The sequence below is a fragment of the Pyxidicoccus xibeiensis genome, assembly GCF_024198175.1.
Taxonomy (GTDB): domain Bacteria; phylum Myxococcota; class Myxococcia; order Myxococcales; family Myxococcaceae; genus Myxococcus; species Myxococcus xibeiensis.
In genome coordinates, this window is the sequence record NZ_JAJVKV010000002.1 from 1,175,163 (window position 1) to 1,191,831 (window position 16,669).

Below are 16,669 nucleotides of genomic sequence, written 5' to 3' on the forward strand. Positions count from 1 at the left end.
GTGCAAGTCCGCAAATACTGTAACACTGGCAAATCAAGCAAGTGGTGGCACCATGTCGGGGCGCGCCCGCGTGCATCCGGACGTCACTTCCTGACGTCGGGTTCGTGGGCGGAGGTCCCGCTTCATGTCACTCCATTTGAATGGAAGTCCGCTGTCCCGTCGGTCCCTTGCTTCGGCAGCGTGCTCGCTGTCGGCGGCCCTCGTCATCGCCTGCGGCGCGGCGCCGGAAGCGCCCCCCGAGACGCACGAGGGCGTCTCGTCCGCCGCGCTGACGGAGCTGGTGGTCAACGGCACGTTCAGCGGGACGACGACGGCCCCGTGGTGGAGCGGGCCCAACACCTCGTCGCGCGTGGACGCGGGGCGGTGGCGGGTCGACGTGGCCGGCGGCACCGTCAACCCGTGGGACGCGCCCATCGGCCAGGACGGCATCGTGCTCGCCAACGGGCAGGCCTACACGCTGTCGTTCACCGCCTCGGCCACGGCGCCCGTCACCGTGCGCGCGACGGTGCAGCTGGGGAGCGCGCCGTACACCGCGCCGCTGGACCAGCAGATCTCCCTGGACGGCACGCCGCGGCGGTTCACGTTCCCCTTCACCTCGTCGCTGAGCACCGGGGCCGGGCAGGTGACGTTCCAGGTCGGCGGCCGTGGGGCCTTCACCCTGCACCTGGACGACATCTCGCTCACCACGGGGAGCAGCACCGGCTCCGGGCCGCTGGGGATGACCAGCGGCTTCTACGTGGACCCGAACTCCAACCCCGCCACCTGGGTGCGGAACAACAGCTGGGATTCACGCGCGGCGCGCATCCAGTCGGCCATTGCCAGCAGGCCCGGGGCGCGCTGGTTCGGCAACTGGAGCGGGGACATCGCCTCGGCGGTGTCCGGCTTCGTCGCCGCCGCGGACGCGGCGGACAAGCTGCCCGTGCTGGTGGCGTACAACATCCCCGGCCGCGACTGCGGCAGCCACTCCGGAGGCGGCGCGGGCAGCCCCGAGGCGTACCGCACGTGGATCTCCAACTTCGTCACGGGCCTGGGCACCCGCCCGGCCATCGTCATCATCGAGCCGGACGCCGTCGCCCAGCTGGACTGCCTGCCCAATGACACCGAGCGCCAGACGCGACTGGGCCTCTTGCGCTACGCCACCGAGCAGCTCCGCGCCCGTGCGCCCAACACGTGGGCCTACCTGGATGGCGGCAACGCCACGTGGATTGCCGCCGATACCATGGCCCAGCGCCTGGAGTCCGCTGGCGCGCGCAACATCCGCGGCTTCGCCCTCAACGTGTCGAACTTCCACACCACCGCCGCGTCCGCCTCGTACGCCTCGGCCGTGAACACCGCGCTGAACAACCGGTACGGCTACACGCTGCCGTTCGTGGTGGACACCAGCCGCAACGGCAATGGCTCCAACGGGGAGTGGTGCAACCCCGGCGGCCGCAGGCTCGGCACCCCGTCGCAGGTGGGCGGCGGCGCGGAGCTGCTGCTGTGGGTGAAGGTCCCCGGGGATTCGGACGGTCAGTGCGGCATCGCCCCGAATACGCCCGCGGGCACGTTCAGCCCCGACCTGGCCATCCGCCTCATCGACGGGACCTGAGCCACCGCGGGCCGGGGAGGTCCCGGCCCGCCTCCGCGCTCAGACGGGGACGGCCTTCCTCATGGCGATTCACAGTGGAGCAGGGTCTCCTCGTAGACGGGGCCGAGCAGCATGCGGTTTCCAGAGACCGCCGCCACGGCGACGCCGGACGTCCGCTGGCCGTCATCGAGGAAGACCTCTTCCAGCTCCAGCGAGTCGCCCGAGGGCTTCAGCCGCAGCACCTGCGCGGGAGCGCGCGTCGCGCCACTCACGTCCTTCGCGTGGGCGGCGAAGTCGAGCAGCTTCGGGTGTGTGGCGATCCACAGGTGTCCCAGGGCATCCACCTCGATGTTGTCCGGGCCGGTGCCCAGCGGGAGCGTCCGCCGCGCCGTCAGCGCACCCGAGGCCACGTCGCGTGTATACACGGACAGGGAGCGCCCGATGGACTGCGCCAGATACACCGTCAGGCCATCCGCGGAGCGATTGATGCCATTGGCATAGGCCGTGTCACGGATGACCTCACGGAAGCCCGTGCCGTCGAAATACACCACGTTGCCCAGGGCGAGCTGCAGGTAGTCCTCCACCATCCGCGCGGCGCCGGGTGCCAGGCCATGGTCGTTCGTGACGTAGAAGCGCTCGGCGTCCACCGCGACCAGGTCATTGGGCGACACCAGGGCCGCGTCCCTCAGCGTCCGGCGGTGGACGAGCATTCCATCCACGCCGACCTCGAACCGCTCTATCTGGTGTGAGCCAGCTTCCGTGTGGTTGATGACGAACAGGGTCTGCGTGCCGTCCGGGGCCACGAACAGGCTGAAGCCGTGCGGGTGGAAGTCGCGTGAGAAGGCGCCCGTCAGGAGCACGGGGGGCGTGGCGCCGGTGGGGTCATACCGGTAGATGCCGCCCGGCACGGGGCGCCCGGCCTGGGTGGCGCGCCGGTCATCCGAGGAGACGTAGGCGTAGCCGAGGGTGGGGTGGAAGGTGATGTCCTCGGCGCCGGGCATGCCGGGCACCGGGGTGCAGCGGCCGGCATGGTGGGGCGTGAGCTGCTTGAACTGCCCTGCGTCCGAGAGCGTCTTCAGGACGAACCCGGCCAGGACCACCGTGAGCACACCCAACCCGAGAAGGAGTTTCTTCTTCATGGGGGGGAGCCTAGCGCTTCGGCAGGCCCGGTTCCGTGCGCTCACGCGCCTTGATGGTGAAACGGGGCGGGAGCCCCGGCCCCTGTCTCCGAGGGATTCGAGGCTCGGGCGCTCAGGCCGGACGTTCGATGTGGCCGTCGGCGTGCCGCGCGAAGCGTCCCTCTTCCCGGGCGTGGACCGGGTCGTCGCTCGGCCAGGGCCAGCCGCCGAAGCCCGTGCGCTGGTACTCGGCGAAGGCCTGCTGGATCTCCTGCCGCGAGTTCATCACGAACGGGCCGTACTGCACGACGGGCTCGTTGATGGGCCGGCCCTGCAGGAGCAGCAGCTCCGCCACGTCCGCGCCGTTCTCCAGCTCCACGTCCAGCTCGGCGCGCAGCTCGAGGCCGTGCGACGGAGGAATCGCGCGGCCGGCCACGCGCAGGCCAGAGCCCTGGAAGAAGTACAACATGCGGTTGCTGCCGCGAGCGGCGGCCGGCAGCGTCCACCGGGCGCCGGGGGCCAGCTTGAGCGTCCAGATGGCCACGTCCGCGTCGGCGCGAGAGGCCCAGGACTTCGGCGGAGACGGCGGCGCCTTCACGTCCCCGAGCCGGCCGGCGACCACGGTGACCTCGGTGGTCCGCCCCGCCTCGTCGCGCGCGACGTGCTTCGGGATGACGTGGTTCCAGAGCATGGAGAAGTGCGGCGCCACGAGCTTGTCCTCGCGCGGCAGGTTGAGCCAGATCTGGAACAGCTCCACCGGGTTCGGCTTGTCGGAGTGGAGCAGCGGGAACATCTCCGAGTGCAGCACCCCGGCGCCCGCGGTGAGCCACTGCACGTCACCGCCGCCGAAGCGCGCCGCCGCGCCCAGCGAGTCGGAGTGGTCCAGCAGCCCGCTGCGCACGATGGTCACCGTCTCGAAGCCCCGGTGCGGGTGCTGCGGGAAGCCGGGGACGACGGTGCCGTGGTACATGTTCCAGCCGTCCCGCCCGGCGAAGTCCTGCCCGAGCTGGCGGCCCGACAGCGACGCGGACGGCCCCATCCGCGCGTTGCCCGCCGGGTACTTGTCGTCGTGGTGGACGCAGAAGAGGAAGGGATCCGGCGTCGGCCACTGCATCCCGAGCGGGGTGAGACCGATGATTGCGCCTGGCTGCTCGCTGCCCTGCTGACCCATCTTCTGCTCCTTCGACTTCTCGGTGCCTCGCGAGCAGGCCGTGGCCGTCGTGGCCCCCGCCGCCGCGAGCAACTTCAGCGCTGCTCTCCGGCTCACTCCGCTCAAGCTCCACCTCGTGTGTGATGCCGCCCGGAGCGACTAATCCCAGGCCGCCCAGTGTGCATGCCTTTCGGGGTCCCCCGCCAGCCAGGAGCGCGCCTCCTGGAGGACATCCATCCGCCCCATTGGCTGGACCAGGGGACGCGGAGGCGCGAATCGGTGTACAAACTGGAGTATGCGTCCATTCACTCCGGGTGTGCGCAGTGCGAAGTCGACCTCCGCGTCCAGGCGGACCTCCCAGGCGTCCCGCGAGTCGCGGCGCGACGCCGTCCCGGGCACCGCGGGCGGCGACCGCGCGCCCGGAGCCCACCTCTCCGTCGACTTCGGTCGGCTTCCGCTCACGGCTTCATCGGCCGCGCCCCCACCGCCAGGCGCCGGCTCCCTGATGAAGCAGCCGGGTGCGGCGGCGCGCCGGCCCGGTGAGAGCAGGGAGGCCGGCCCGTCGACCCGCGACGCCGTGCTCCAGCGCAAATGCGAGACGTGCGACGACGAGGAGCCGCTCAAGCTCCAGCGGAAGCCGAGCACTGGCGGAGGGGTGGGCGCCATCCCTCCGGTGGTCGGCGAGGTGCTGCGCTCCGGCGGCCGCCCGCTCGACTCCGCCCTGCGGGCCGACTTCGAGCCGCTCTTCCGGCACGACTTCAGCCGCGTGCGCGTACACGCCGATGGAGGCGCGGACACCTCGGCACGCGCGGTGGATGCCCGCGCCTACACGGTGGGGCGCGACATCGTCTTCAGGGCGGGCCAGTACGCTCCCCACACCCCGAGCGGGCGCCAGCTCCTGGCCCATGAGCTCACGCATGTCGTCCAGCAGTCCGGCGGGGGCAGCGCCGTGCCCGGTGGCGTGGTCGACGCACACCACGCCTCGGAGCGCGAAGCCGACCGGATGGAGGCCCAGGTCGCGGCGGGGACCCCCGGCCGCCTCGCAGCCGCGGCTCCGGCCTGGCGCCCATCCACCGGTGGCGCGGCGGGCGCCCTGCAGCGCAAGCCCGGGCTCGGCGTGCAGGTCCCGGAGGTCCAGGACCCGGCCAAGGTGCCCGAGCTGGAGACCCGGTATGACTATCAGTGGCAGGACCCCAACCTGCTCGAGACGGTGTACGGCACCTCGAAGACGGAGGGGAACGAGCGCCTGAACAGCTTGCGGCAATTCCTCTTCATCCAGAAGGAGGCGGCGCTGCATCACCGCTACTCGGTGACAGGGGATGACCTCACCAACGAGAAGGCGCGGGAGATTGCCGCCGCCGAGGCCACCCAGGTCCGGGAGCAGCTCACCAGGACGCAGGCGGCCATCAAGGACAAGAAGGCGCAGCTCGCCTCCACGGACGCGCAGCTCCGGCAGACGGCGCTGGAGCTGAAGGCGGCGCAGGCCCACAAGCGGGACACCCTGAGGAAGGACCGCCGGGCCCAGGAGCTCATGGCCACCCGGGCCTCCGCCCGCACGGAGCTGGAGCGCCACGACAAGAGCCTCGCCATGGCGGACCAGAACCTGGCCTGGGTCGAGAAGACGAAGGCGACCCTGGGAGAGAAGAAGTACCAGGAGCAGCTCCGGTTCTGGGAGGGCAAGAAGCAGCAGGCCAGCGAGAGGAAGGGCGCGGCGGAAGGGAAGGTGGCCGGCACCCAGGCCGAGTATGACCTGCTCATCGGGCCGCTCGACGAGCCCATCGAGCGGCTCGGCAGGCAGCAGGCGGAGCTGCAGACGACGAGCAAGGTCCTGAAGAAGGAGCTCAAGGACGCGGAGGCGGAGAGCAAGGTCTTGAGCGCCGAGCTCCAGAACATCGCGAAGGTCACCGCGGGGAACGCCGGTGCCATCCTCAAGTGGAAGCTCCAGCACTACACGCGGCAGCTCAAGGACATGAGCCACGAGCAGCTGCTGCGGGAAATCCAGACGCTGTTCGACAAGGACGACGGCACGCGCTACCCGGAGTGGGTCCGCTACGCCGTCATCCACCTGTCGGGCATGCGGTACGCCAGCGCCCACGGCAGCTGGTACAGCCCGCAGCGCCTGCTGCAGCTGCTGAAGACGTCGGAGCTGGAGGCGGCCTCGCCCGAGACGCGCCGGGGCATGGTGGCCCGAGGGCAGGCGCTCCTGGAGGCCCACCCGGACAGGAAGGGGCTGGAGCTGACGGGCGCGGAGAAGAAGACCCTGGCCGGCTCGGAGGGCGACGCGGTGACCCGGAAGCTCGCGGGCGCGGACGTGCAGGCGTACGCCGAGGTTCAACGCATCGAGGCGCGGTTGCAGTCGCTCTTCCTGGAGCTCCAGCACCTCGGTGCGAACCCGCCGGAGGCGGAGCGTGTCAGGCAGGCCATCGCGAAGGAGGACGCGAGCCTCGCCTCGGAAGAGGCGAAGCTGACGCCGAAGGGGCTGAAGCAGGTCCGCGGGGCGCGCGCGAGCCGCCAGGCGGTGCTGTTCGCCATCTACGAGCGCAACGCCAGGGCGAAGCTCGGCGTGCTCAATGACAAGCAGGCCCTCTCGCTGCTCAAGCAGATGAAGGATGCCGGGCAGATTCCCGACGCCGTGTGGAAGGAGCTCACCGCCTTCACCCAGCTCCGGCTGGAGACCGCGGACCCCACCTGGGAGGACGCCACGAAGAGCAAGGGCCTGAAGGACGTGGTGGGCGCCACGCCCCAGGAGCAGGCGCAGCTGGACGCGTGGCGGAAGGTCCTCAGCAAGGAGGCCTTCTACAAGGACTCCACGGGCTGGCGCGCCCAGCACGGCAAGACGCTCTCACCATCGCTGACGTCCAGCCTCGTGTGCGACCAGCTCGGCTCCTACCTGCAGAACGTGCGGGGCCATGTCCGGCCGGGTGGACTGAGGGCCAACGCGATGTACTACCAGTCGCAGCAGGACCAGCGGGTGCCGGGGGCCTTCCTCAAGCGCCCGACCAGCGCGGCGGACCTCCCGCCGGGCGCCAGCATCTACTGGCTCCAGTGGTCCGACCTGCCCATGGAGCAGGAGTACATGAAGCACTACAAGGCCTCCAAGCAGCTGGAAGCCCAGGTGGAGGCCCTCAGGAAGAGCAAGCCGCAGTCCGACAAGCTCAAGCAGCTCGAGCTCCAGCTGGCGAGCGCGAAGAAGGCGCTCCAGGGCATGCGGGCCTTCAAGCCCGAGGCCGGCAAGCTTCCGGACATCTCCAACATGGTCTCACCGATGGGCGCCGCCGGCGGGGCCCTGCGCTTCGAGGACATCGCCACCGGCCCGCTCGGCGCCGCCGGAGACCCGAACCGGAACCCCTGGACCTACAAGACCCAGGTCCAGCTCATCGGCAAGCACAGTGTCACCACCATCATGCGCGCCATGCCGAACCCCTACGACTGCGCCAATGGCAAGTGCACCGTCGAGTTCTCGACCACGCCCAATCCCCAGGTGGTCAAGCAGTGGCTGACCTTCATGCACGAGGCGACGGTCATGTACTCCGACAAGGACCTGACCGTCACCTTCGACACCGCGACCCAGTTCGCGGGCCAGGACGTGGCGGCCATGGGGGCGCGCAAGCGGCTCACCTCCGAGCTGATCGACAATCCGAAGGTCCTGGTGGGCTTTGCTCCGGGCTCGCAGCCCAAGGTCCCCGTCGGCCCGTACCTGAAAGACTACCTGGACAAGCTGGGCAAGAAGTCGGGCCAGTCCAAGTAGTGTCCCGAGGACGCTCATGACGACCCAGGGACCCCCGAGGCAGAACACCTGGACCGAGCGCGTCGCGCTGGTCCGCCGGAATCACGACATGGAGTCCCGCCTCACGGCGCCCGTCAGCGAGCGGATGCTCGACCTGGCCCGGCTCCGGCCCGGGGTGAGGGTGCTCGATGTGGCCTCGGGCATGGGCGAGCCGGCCCTGCGCGCCGCGCAGCGGGTGGGACCCTCCGGCTTCGTGCTGGGCACGGACCTGGTGGACGGCATGCTGGAGGCCGCGCGGGAGCAGGCGCGCGCCCTGGGCCTTGCGAACGTCGAGTTCCGCGCCGCGGATGCGGAGACGCTCGAGGTGCCGGAGCAGTCGTTCGATGCGTCCACCGTGCGCTGGGGGCTGATGTACATGCCGCGGCCCGAGCGTGCGCTCGAGCGGATATGGCGGGCGCTTCGTCCCTCGGGGCTGCTGGTGTGCTCAACCTGGGCGGGGCCGGAGCAGGTGGAGTACGCGTCGCTGCCGCGCAGGACCCTGGCCCGCTTCCGTGCGCTGCCTCCCATCGAGCCCGACGCCCCGAGCGTGTTCCGCTTCTCCGACCCCGAGCACCTGCGCGCCGTGTTGCAGCGCTGCGGCTTTGCCATGGAGCACGTCGAGGCGATGCGCGTCCCCGTGATGGAGGCAGCGGATGCCGCGGGCGTCGTGCGCTGGATTCGCGACTTCGCGGGCGCCATGGCGGAGCTGCCGCTGGAGTCCCAGCCGGCCTGGGAGGAAGAGGTGGCCCGTGAGTGCGAGCCGTACCGGACGGGCGACAAGGTCCAGCTTGGAGGAGTGACGTGGCTCGTGGTGGCGAGGAAGACGGACCCCGGGCCCTCCCGACAGGATTGACGCTCCGAGCCCGGCGGAGTGACGTGGCTCGTGAGGCCGCGGAAGGCGGACCTCGGGCCTTCCCGCCAGGACCGACGCTCCGAGCCCGGCGGTCGGAGCGGTACTGCTTCAGCCGCGCTGGGCGTGCGGCTCGGGTTCCCGCTGCCGGGCCGTTGGGGGCCGTGCCTCGTCCGCACGCGAGGCTTCTTCGATGCGGGGCAGGGCGGTGCGGCCGATGAGCCCCTCGCCCACCGCGTGCTTCGCCGCCTCGCAGGTGTCCCGCACCGCCAGCGCGGGGACTCCGAGCGCGCGCAGTTGCTCCATCTGCGCCCGGACCTCCTGGTCGCGCCGGGGGCCGGTGACGTCGCGGATGTAGACGGCGCGGATGCGGCCCGGGTGCTCGCGGACGATGGTGCCGTAGACCTCCGGGTCCTGCTGCCCGCTGTCGCCGATGAGGACGAAGGGCAGGGCGGGGTAGGTCTCCAGCAGCTTGCGGATGCGCGTCAGCTTGTCCTGGCCCTCGCCCAGTGCCGTCGACTTGGGCTCGATGAGGGAGATGTCGGTGAGGAAGAGTGGCCCGTGCGGGACGTCCTGGACCTCGAAGAAGGCGTCCAGCAGGTCGTAGAGGTTCCAGCCGCTGCGCGAGACGTAGAAGATGGGGTTGAGGCCCCTGCCGTCGGGGCCCTGCTCCAGCGCGCGGTAGAAGGCGGCGACGCCGGGGAAGGGCTTGCGGCTGTGCGCATCGTTGAAGAGGACGGTGTGGACCATCTCCAGGCGGTGGGTGGCACGGGTGCGGATGACCGTGTCGTCCACGTCGCTGATGATTCCGAACTCCGCCTCGTCGGAGGGCACGAAGACGTGCGCCGTCGCCCGGATGCCCTCCGAGCCGGCCATGGACTGGAGGAGCTGGAGCTCCACCTCCTTCCAGCCGGGCTCCACCGGCTCGGGCAGCTGCAGTTCCAGGCGGAAGAAGCCCTCCTCGTCGGTGACGACCTCCTGGCGGGACGCGCCGAAGCGGACCGCGATGCGTGCGTCCGGAATCTCGTCGCTGCGAAAGCGCCGGATGGAGGCGCGCAGGTTGTCCAGCCGCCCGTTCCGCGCGCGCGTCGCGTCCTCCGAGGCCGCCGCGTCGTCGGAGTCGTAGATGACGCCCTCACGCTCGAGGAGCCGGCCGCTGACGACGAGGCACTCGCGGGTGCCGTAGCTGCGGAAGGGTAGGATTTGCAGCGGGTCGAACAGCCCGAGGCGCTGCTTGGCCCGCCGCTTGAGGCGCTTGGCCCCACCTACGGTACGGCGGGTGAGACGAACGAGTGGATTCGCCATGGTCCTCCCTTCGGGGAAGGTAGGGATGGCGGCCGGCCGGTGCATGCCGGGCGTTCAGTCGATGACGGTAGGGGCTACCACCGCCACAGCGCGAACGAGACCAGGTGGAACGACGCGAGCCACAGGCTGAGGGTGAGGGCGGACGCGGACCCCAGCAGGCAGCGCCACCGGGCCAGCGTCGCGGTCTCCTGGCGCCAGGTGCGGACACTGACGACGACACCGGCCAGCGCCAGCGCGGGAAAGAGGACGCTGGCGGCCCACACCCCCACGGTCTGCCAGTTCATCTGCCCCAGCAGGCTCAGCTCGAGGTTCGCCGCGCAGACGAGGCCGAGCACCAGCACCAGCACGGCCAGGGTGGGAAGGCGGCGCGTCCAGCGGTTGCGCAGGGCCTTGCGCCGTCCGAAGGGCGCGCTCAGCAAGAGGGGCAGGGCGAGCAGCACGCTCAGCAGCGGAAGCACTGCCGACGCCATGGACGTGCGCTGCAGGCTGTCGCTGCCCAGCTGGAGGCCGATGACGGCCCCGCCCTCGTCACGGAGCACGACGCCGTCCACGACGTCGCCGTAGTCCGTGTCGGCGAGCAGCCCGTTGCCGTGGTGCTTCAGGCTCGCCTCGTAGCCCGTGCCCGGCACGAAGGGGGTGATGCTCAGCATGTCCCCCTGCGCCCGCGCCCTGCCTGTACTGAGCAGGTAGGTGGGAAGGCCGAGCAACGAGATGCGCGGGTTCGCGAGGCGATACCAGCCGTCGACATCGCTCGCGAGTGGAACGGCGGCCGCGGTGGGCGCCTTCCACCGTGTCTGCCGGGCGATGTAGGCCACGAGCACGGCTTCGAGCTTGCGCAGCGAGTTCTCGCTGTTGACCAGCAGCACGTAGCCCATGCCGTGTCCGGCGTGGAAGTGCAGGCTCGCCTTCGCGCCCAGCACGCCACCGGCATGGCCCTGCCACTGCTCGCCGTTCACGATCCGGGGGAGCAGCCCCAGCCCCGGGCCGTAGGCCAGCTTCGCCTGCGCGCCGCGCGTTCCCTGGGCCCGCTTCATCATCTGGACGGTCTCCGCACGCAGCACGCCGGGGGCGGAAGCGCCGTCAGTGAGCAGGAAGCGGCCGAGCCTGGCCAGGTCCTTCGCATTGCTCCACAGCGCACCGTGCGCCTGCGTCAGCTCGAAGGGCGTGCCGGTCCGGTGCATGTCGCCGCCGCTGTGGCCCTCGGCATGGTCCCGCTTCATCGCCTCGGAGGTCAGCGCGGTGGTCTGCTCGATGCCCAGCGGCTTCAGGACCTTGCTGGAGACAACCTCGTCCCACGGCTGCTGGTAGTGGGCTTCCAGGATGGCGCCGAGCAGCACGTAGCCCGGGTTGCTGTAGCTCTCGGCCGTCCCGGGGCGCCAGCGCACCACCAGCGGCTCGGGGTGGGCGAGGCTGCTCTCCAGGTGGCGCCCGCGGCGCTCCACGGGGCTGAAGAAGGCCTTGGCATGCGTATCGTCGAAGCCCGCCGTGTGCGTCAGCAGGTGAAGCACGCGGACCGGGTCGGTGGCCTGGAACGAGTTGCGGATGGGCGCGGTGGGAAGCAGGTCCGAGACCGGCGTCTCCAGGCCGAAGTGGCCCTGCTCGACGAGCTGCAGGATGGCGATGGCCGTCACCGTCTTCGTAATCGACCCGAGGCGAAAGAGCGTGTCCTCGCTGACCGGGGTGCTGGCTCCGTGGTCGGCCAGGCCGAGGCTCCCGGTGAGCACGGTGCCGTCCCGGTCGAACACCGCATAGCTCGCCCCCGGGATGTCCTGCTCGTGCATCAGCTCCGTCAGCTTCTGGCGCAGCTCTTCCGGTGACGCCGGTGCATTCGGCCCGGGAAGGCTCGCGGCGAGCACGAGCGTGGGCACGAGCAACGCGACGACACAGAGGGGGGCAAGGCGCTTCATCCATTCTCCAAGGAGGGGGGCGCGGCTGCCCGGCCGGGCTCCGGATGCCAGGGTGGCCCGTCGCCTGAGCGCGGGAGCCGGCTCGGTGGTGTCTACGCCGTACCCCCACCTCCATTGCGTGCAGCGCGGTGCCTCGATGCAGCCTGGCCTCTCCAGGGCGCTCAGGCTTGCGCGTACCCCCGTCAGCCCCGCCTGTCCTCCGTGGAGACCCACCTGGAAGGAGGCAAACTCACTGCGGGCCGCGGTCCGTTGCAGCAACCAATGGCTATGGGCAGGTTTTTCTCGAAATCCGGCTCAGTCCTTGATTCGAGAGTCAATGAACCAGTACGGTGAGTGCGCTTCCTGTTCACCTTCCCCCAAGGTGTCTCATGGCTCAGCGCTTCCCCTCGTCATTCCTCCGTCTGTCATCTCTTCTCGTCGCGGTGCTCCTCCCTCTCGTTGGAGTGGCCCTGCCCGTCCGGGATACGGCGACGCGTGCCGTCCTGGCCGCGGTGCCGACCACCGGCTTCAAGTTCGTCGACATCCCCGTTGGCGACGGCACCGTACTCAAGGCCAACTACATCGCGCCGACGACGCCGGGCCCGCACCCGGCCATCGTCTTCGTCTCGAGCTGGGGCCTCAACGACCTGGAGTACCTGGCCCAGGCCAGCGCGCTGGCGCAGCGGGGTTACGTCGCGCTCTCCTATACGCCGCGAGGCTTCTGGGCTTCCGGTGGCGGCATCGACACGGCGGGGCCCGCGGACATCGCGGACACCTCGCGCGTCATCGACTGGATGCTGGCCCATACCCCGGCGGATGGCTCGCGCATCGGGCTCGCGGGTGTTTCATACGGGGCCGGCATCTCCCTCATCGCCTCGGGGTTCGACTCGCGCGTGAAGGCGGTCGCCGCGCTCTCCGGCTGGACGGACCTGGTGGCCTCGCTGTACGGCGGGGAGACCCGGCGGCCGCAGGCGGTGGCCCTGCTGGACCTGGCGGCGCGGCTGCTGGGCAGGCCGAGCCCCGAGCTGAGGACGACCGTCGACAACTACTTCGCCAACCGCGACATCGAGGGCATCAAGGCCTGGGGACGGGTGCGCTCGGCGGCCACCTACATCGGCCGCATCAACGCGAACGCGCCCGCCATCCTGATGGCCAATGCCTACGGCGACAGCCTCTTCCCGCCCAACCAGCTCGCGTCCTTCTTCAGCCAGCTCACGGGGCCCCGGCGCCTGGAGTTCGCGCCGGGTGACCATGCCGTCGTGGAGGCCACGGGCCTGCTGGGCCTGCCGAACCACGTGTGGACCAGCGTGACGCGCTGGATGGACCAGTACGTCGCGGGCGTGGACACCGGCATCGACAGTGAGCCGCCCGTGGTGCTGCGCACCTACGACGGCGCGGTGGAGGGCTACACGTCCTGGGCCGACGTCTCCTCGGGGACGCAGCGCTACGGGCTCGGCGCCATCCGCCTGCTCGACGGTACGGGCACGCTGGGGGGCGCGCCGGCCACCAGCGGCGCGAGGACCGTCTGGGCGGGCTACGACACCCAGGCCGACGCGGGCGTGGCGTTGCTGACCAATGGGCTCCAGGCGCTGACCGGCATTCCTCCCACCGTCTGGCTGCCGGGCGTCAACCGGCTCAACGCGGGGGTGTGGACGTCGGCCATCACGACGCGCGCCATCTCCATCCGGGGTGTCGCCACCCTGCGCCTGCGCATCACCCCGTCCACGGCCTCCGGCACCGTCGTCGCCTACCTGTACGACCTCAGTGGCGACTCCGGCGGCCTCATCACCCACGTGCCCTTCTCGTGGTACGGCGCCACGCCCGGCGTCCCGCTGGACCTGGACGTGGTGTTCCCCGCCACGGCCCATGACGTCCCGGCGTGGCACCGGCTCGCGCTCGTCGTCGACACGGAGGACCCGCTCTACTTCGACGCCAATACCACCGGTGCGCCGCTGTCGCTTGGCGGCCCGTCCTGGCTGGACCTGCCGCTGCGCTGACAGGAGCTTCAGGGCGCCAGCGGGGGCAGGGCTCCGGCCTCCGCTGCGTCTCGTGGAGGCGCGCCGTCCCGGATTCCTGTCTGCCGGCCAGCCAGGCTGCACGGGGCCGGCGTGACAACCTGGATGGGTCTGCTCCCTCTCCCTGACGAAGCGGTCAACCGCGTGGGGAGAACCATGAGCCGCATTGGATGGAAGCACGTCGCGCTGTTGAGCCTGGTTGCAGGGGTATCGCCATGGGCCTGCAGTGTCCCCACGATCAAGGTGAACCTGGACGGGACTTTCGACCCCCCGACCCTCGACATCAACGAAGGCGAGGCGGTGTTGTGGGTCCGGGAGGACGGGGTCCCCTTCAGCACCACCGACGCAATCGCCCGGATCGGCGAGCCCGGGCCTGCTCACACCCGGGAGCAGCTCTGCGGGACTGTCGCGGGTGGCCCCAGCGAAGCAGAGGGGGCCCCCGAGGAGAACCTGTCTGGCCCGACGCGGTTGGGGCTCTCCGGGATCCACGTCCTGGGCCCGCAGGGATACGGCTACATCGAGACGTCGCACCCCGACCCCGACGCCGACTGCAATACCGTCCTGAACCCCGCCAACCTTCCCGAGGTGCGCTACGTCGACGAACGAAGCGAGTGGCGCCCTCCCACGAATCACCTGCTCTGCACCAAGGAGGTTCTCGACAGGCACGGTGAGTGGGTCCCTGCCGCGGACCCCACCCAGGGAGGCATCTCGCAGGTGGTGCAGAGCGTCTGGGACAATCCCGACATCGATGGCGTGGTGCTCAGGATCCGGTGGAAGGACCTGCAACACTATGATGGCTCCAGCGTCGTCACGGACTGGGGTCCCGTCGACCAGGCGTTCAGGGAAGCCCTCAAGCGCGGGAAGATGGTCAGCATCAACATCCATGCGGGCGAGGACACGCCTCCCTTCATCTTCAACGACTATGACCATTTCCCCGTCATCATGCCTGGGCTTCAGCAACCGCCTGAGAGCAACGTCGTCCCGGTCCTGGTCAAGGACTTCGGTTCGTTCCGCAGCAACGGCTCGCCGCCTGACACCTGTGGGAATGAGCTGAAGCTCGGTTCTCCCGCCGACCCGAACTACGTCGCGAAGATTGAAGGGCTTTACGAGGCACTGGCCACTCACCTCAAGGCTGACGCGCGGTTCTTCCAGGTCCTGGGATATGTCAAGGTGTCAGGTCTCAATCTCACGACCGGGGAGGCACGGTTACCTAGGAGATGCCTGGATCCAGACGCCGCGGGGAGCCCGGGCGCGTGCTTGTGCAACACGCAAATCTGGGCTGATACGACCTACGGGTACACGCCTGACGCGCTCTACACGTATTACAATGATATCGAGAACACGATCCTGACTGCTTTCAATGGAGAGAAGTCGCTCCATTACATGCTGATCCAGGACGGGTTTCCGCGGGTGCTCGACCCGAGCAACTACTTCCGCGACGACGGCGGCAGTGTAGGCTCCGGGTTTCCAGGCAGCTCCGAACAGACCGAGGCGGTTCTCGAGTTCGGCCGGCAGGGACGGTTCGCACAGCCAGGCGACCCCAACACGATAGGTGACGACGCTGCTACCGGGAAGCTCTTCGTCTCCCAGCACAGCGGACTGCAGGTGCATCCTCGCGACCAGGGCTCGGCGCAAGACTGCCTGCAGAGCGTCGTGCATCCACTCCTCGTGGACGCCAATGGCAAGAACTACTTCGGACACGACGCTTCAGGCTTGGTTCCCCTCATGAGCGGCGTCGGCTCCGGCTGCCCCAACTCGTGGGCCGCTGAAGAAGGCTACCTCGGACAATTGATTGGCTATCAGACCACGAACTCCACCATTGAGCCCGGTGAGCTCGACTCCGCGCTCTGGAACATGACCGCGGCTTCCAATGCCATGTACTTCGAGCTCTACGAAGAGGCTGCCTGGGCCGTAGGCCACACTCGTGGCACGGGCCCCGCAGCCGCGGTCCTGGACACGGAGGGGTACCATCCGGCACAGGGCGCCGCCTGGCAGAAGAACCTGCATGAGTGGGGGCAACAGCTCCACCAACGACGGAAGGCCATCGCGCTGCAGCAGGGTGCCTCCTTTCCCAACATGACGGCCCCATATCCCACGAGCCATGCCTTCCAATTCACGGCACCGCTCGCTGCCGGCGACGTGAACGAGTTCTGGTACATCAATCCGGGGAGGTGCACGACCTCGACCTCCGCGGCCCCCTACGGACACATCCGGGTGATTGGAAACTGAGCTGCACCAGGGATGGCCGCGTCCCCGCCCTCCGCTGGATGATTCCGTGTCCTGAACCCGGCTGACTCCGAGCCCCTGTCACTCGCCGCCAGGGGCTGCCACCACGTCGTGTACGCGGCCTGCGAGCCACAATCCCCGTGACGACGCGGTTGCCTCAGCGCAGACGGCCCCGGAGCGACGGCTCGAGCTGTTGCAGCAGCTCTCGGGCCTGCTCTTCGTCGGTCAGCTGCCGCTCGTAGCGCAGCCGGCCCGCCGTGAGCTCCCAACGGTCGAGGATGTCCTCACACTGCGTCAGGATGGCGTACCAGCGCGCATCCTCGAGCAGCGGCGCGGCACTCTCGAGGATGTGCTGCGCCAGCTCGTACTGCGCGTAGACCATGTCGGAGCCGGCCGGCATGAACTCGAGGTAGAGCGCCGCGGGCGGCCACGAGGCGCGCTCGCTCGGGTTGAACTGCATCCCACGGCGGCCGGCCCCCGGCTCGAGCAGCCCGACCGCGTTGCGCGGCGGCTCCCCTCCCATGTCCGGATTCTGCGCCAGCGCCTCGGTCACCAGCCGCCGCGCCGCCTCCTCACGTCCGGCCCGGACGGGCAGCACGGCGGTCCACCCGGTGCGGATCGGGGCGAGCTGCCAGACACGAACGGTATGCATCAACGAGGCACCGAGCCCCGTAGGGTGCGTGGAGTGCGCCTTGTGGCCGGGCTGCTTTCGCGTCATCGGATGCCCAACATAGGCCACGGGCCTCCTCAGACCGAGGAGTCCTTGAGCGTGCTGGCCATGGAGTA

Annotated in this window: 10 protein-coding genes; 5 read left to right on the forward strand and 5 right to left on the reverse strand. The window is 69.8% G+C overall.

What is annotated here, in order from left to right; translation table 11 throughout:
* Positions 1–124 precede the first annotated feature (124 nt).
* A complete protein-coding gene (locus tag LXT23_RS12525) occupies positions 125–1,588 on the forward strand; it encodes a glycoside hydrolase family 6 protein (protein WP_253980355.1) in 1,464 nt (487 codons plus the stop codon).
* 59 nt (positions 1,589–1,647) lie between these two features.
* On the opposite strand, the gene LXT23_RS12530 is transcribed toward LXT23_RS12525, so the two are convergent.
* Positions 1,648–2,706, reverse strand: coding sequence for an SMP-30/gluconolactonase/LRE family protein (locus LXT23_RS12530; protein ID WP_253980356.1), 1,059 nt, complete (start codon positions 2,704–2,706; stop codon positions 1,648–1,650).
* Between the two features lie 112 nt (positions 2,707–2,818).
* A complete protein-coding gene (locus LXT23_RS12535; RefSeq protein WP_253980444.1) occupies positions 2,819–3,799 on the reverse strand; it encodes a pirin family protein in 981 nt (326 codons plus the stop codon).
* Positions 3,800–4,340: 541 nt separating this feature from the next.
* Between LXT23_RS12535 and LXT23_RS12540 the strand changes: the two genes are divergently transcribed.
* On the forward strand, positions 4,341–7,583 hold the full coding sequence (locus tag LXT23_RS12540) for an eCIS core domain-containing protein (protein ID WP_253980357.1): 3,243 nt from the start codon (positions 4,341–4,343) through the stop codon (positions 7,581–7,583).
* A gap of 16 nt (positions 7,584–7,599) precedes the next feature.
* Positions 7,600–8,454, forward strand: a complete 855-nt coding sequence (locus LXT23_RS12545) for a class I SAM-dependent methyltransferase (RefSeq protein ID WP_253980358.1) — start codon at positions 7,600–7,602, stop codon at positions 8,452–8,454.
* A 108-nt stretch (positions 8,455–8,562) separates the two neighbouring features.
* Here LXT23_RS12545 and LXT23_RS12550 read toward each other — a convergent pair whose 3' ends face one another.
* The gene (locus tag LXT23_RS12550) at positions 8,563–9,756 is read right to left on the reverse strand and encodes an App1 family protein (RefSeq protein WP_253980359.1); all 1,194 of its coding nucleotides are present in this window, start codon (positions 9,754–9,756) and stop codon (positions 8,563–8,565) included.
* 74 nt (positions 9,757–9,830) lie between these two features.
* Entirely contained in the window at positions 9,831–11,663 is a 1,833-nt protein-coding gene (locus LXT23_RS12555) for a serine hydrolase domain-containing protein (RefSeq protein WP_253980360.1), read from the reverse strand.
* Positions 11,664–12,031: 368 nt separating this feature from the next.
* On the opposite strand from LXT23_RS12555, the gene LXT23_RS12560 reads away from it, so the two are divergent.
* Together LXT23_RS12560 and LXT23_RS12565 are read left to right on the forward strand one after the other, a co-directional pair.
* On the forward strand, positions 12,032–13,639 hold the full coding sequence (locus tag LXT23_RS12560) for a CocE/NonD family hydrolase (RefSeq protein ID WP_253980361.1): 1,608 nt from the start codon (positions 12,032–12,034) through the stop codon (positions 13,637–13,639).
* 174 nt (positions 13,640–13,813) lie between these two features.
* Positions 13,814–15,886 (forward strand): hypothetical protein, encoded by a 2,073-nt coding sequence (locus LXT23_RS12565; protein ID WP_253980362.1) that lies wholly within the window; start codon positions 13,814–13,816, stop codon positions 15,884–15,886.
* 154 nt (positions 15,887–16,040) lie between these two features.
* On the opposite strand, the gene LXT23_RS12570 is transcribed toward LXT23_RS12565, so the two are convergent.
* Positions 16,041–16,535, reverse strand: a complete 495-nt coding sequence (locus LXT23_RS12570; protein WP_253980363.1) for a hypothetical protein — start codon at positions 16,533–16,535, stop codon at positions 16,041–16,043.
* Between the last annotated feature and the right edge of the window lie 134 nt (positions 16,536–16,669).

What these genes read in the sequence shown, in the direction of transcription:
- LXT23_RS12565 (WP_253980362.1), top strand. Translation starts at nt 13,814, where the DNA reads ATGAGCCGCATTGGATGGAAGCACGTCGCGCTGTTGAGCCTGGTTGCA.
- LXT23_RS12540 (WP_253980357.1), top strand. Translation starts at nt 4,341, where the DNA reads ATGAAGCAGCCGGGTGCGGCGGCGCGCCGGCCCGGTGAGAGCAGGGAG.
- LXT23_RS12535 (WP_253980444.1), bottom strand. Translation starts at nt 3,799, where the DNA reads ATGCAGTGGCCGACGCCGGATCCCTTCCTCTTCTGCGTCCACCACGAC.
- LXT23_RS12525 (WP_253980355.1), top strand. Translation starts at nt 125, where the DNA reads ATGTCACTCCATTTGAATGGAAGTCCGCTGTCCCGTCGGTCCCTTGCT.
- LXT23_RS12530 (WP_253980356.1), bottom strand. Translation starts at nt 2,706, where the DNA reads ATGAAGAAGAAACTCCTTCTCGGGTTGGGTGTGCTCACGGTGGTCCTG.
- LXT23_RS12570 (WP_253980363.1), bottom strand. Translation starts at nt 16,535, where the DNA reads ATGCATACCGTTCGTGTCTGGCAGCTCGCCCCGATCCGCACCGGGTGG.
- LXT23_RS12555 (WP_253980360.1), bottom strand. Translation starts at nt 11,663, where the DNA reads ATGAAGCGCCTTGCCCCCCTCTGTGTCGTCGCGTTGCTCGTGCCCACG.
- LXT23_RS12545 (WP_253980358.1), top strand. Translation starts at nt 7,600, where the DNA reads ATGACGACCCAGGGACCCCCGAGGCAGAACACCTGGACCGAGCGCGTC.
- LXT23_RS12550 (WP_253980359.1), bottom strand. Translation starts at nt 9,756, where the DNA reads ATGGCGAATCCACTCGTTCGTCTCACCCGCCGTACCGTAGGTGGGGCC.
- LXT23_RS12560 (WP_253980361.1), top strand. Translation starts at nt 12,032, where the DNA reads ATGGCTCAGCGCTTCCCCTCGTCATTCCTCCGTCTGTCATCTCTTCTC.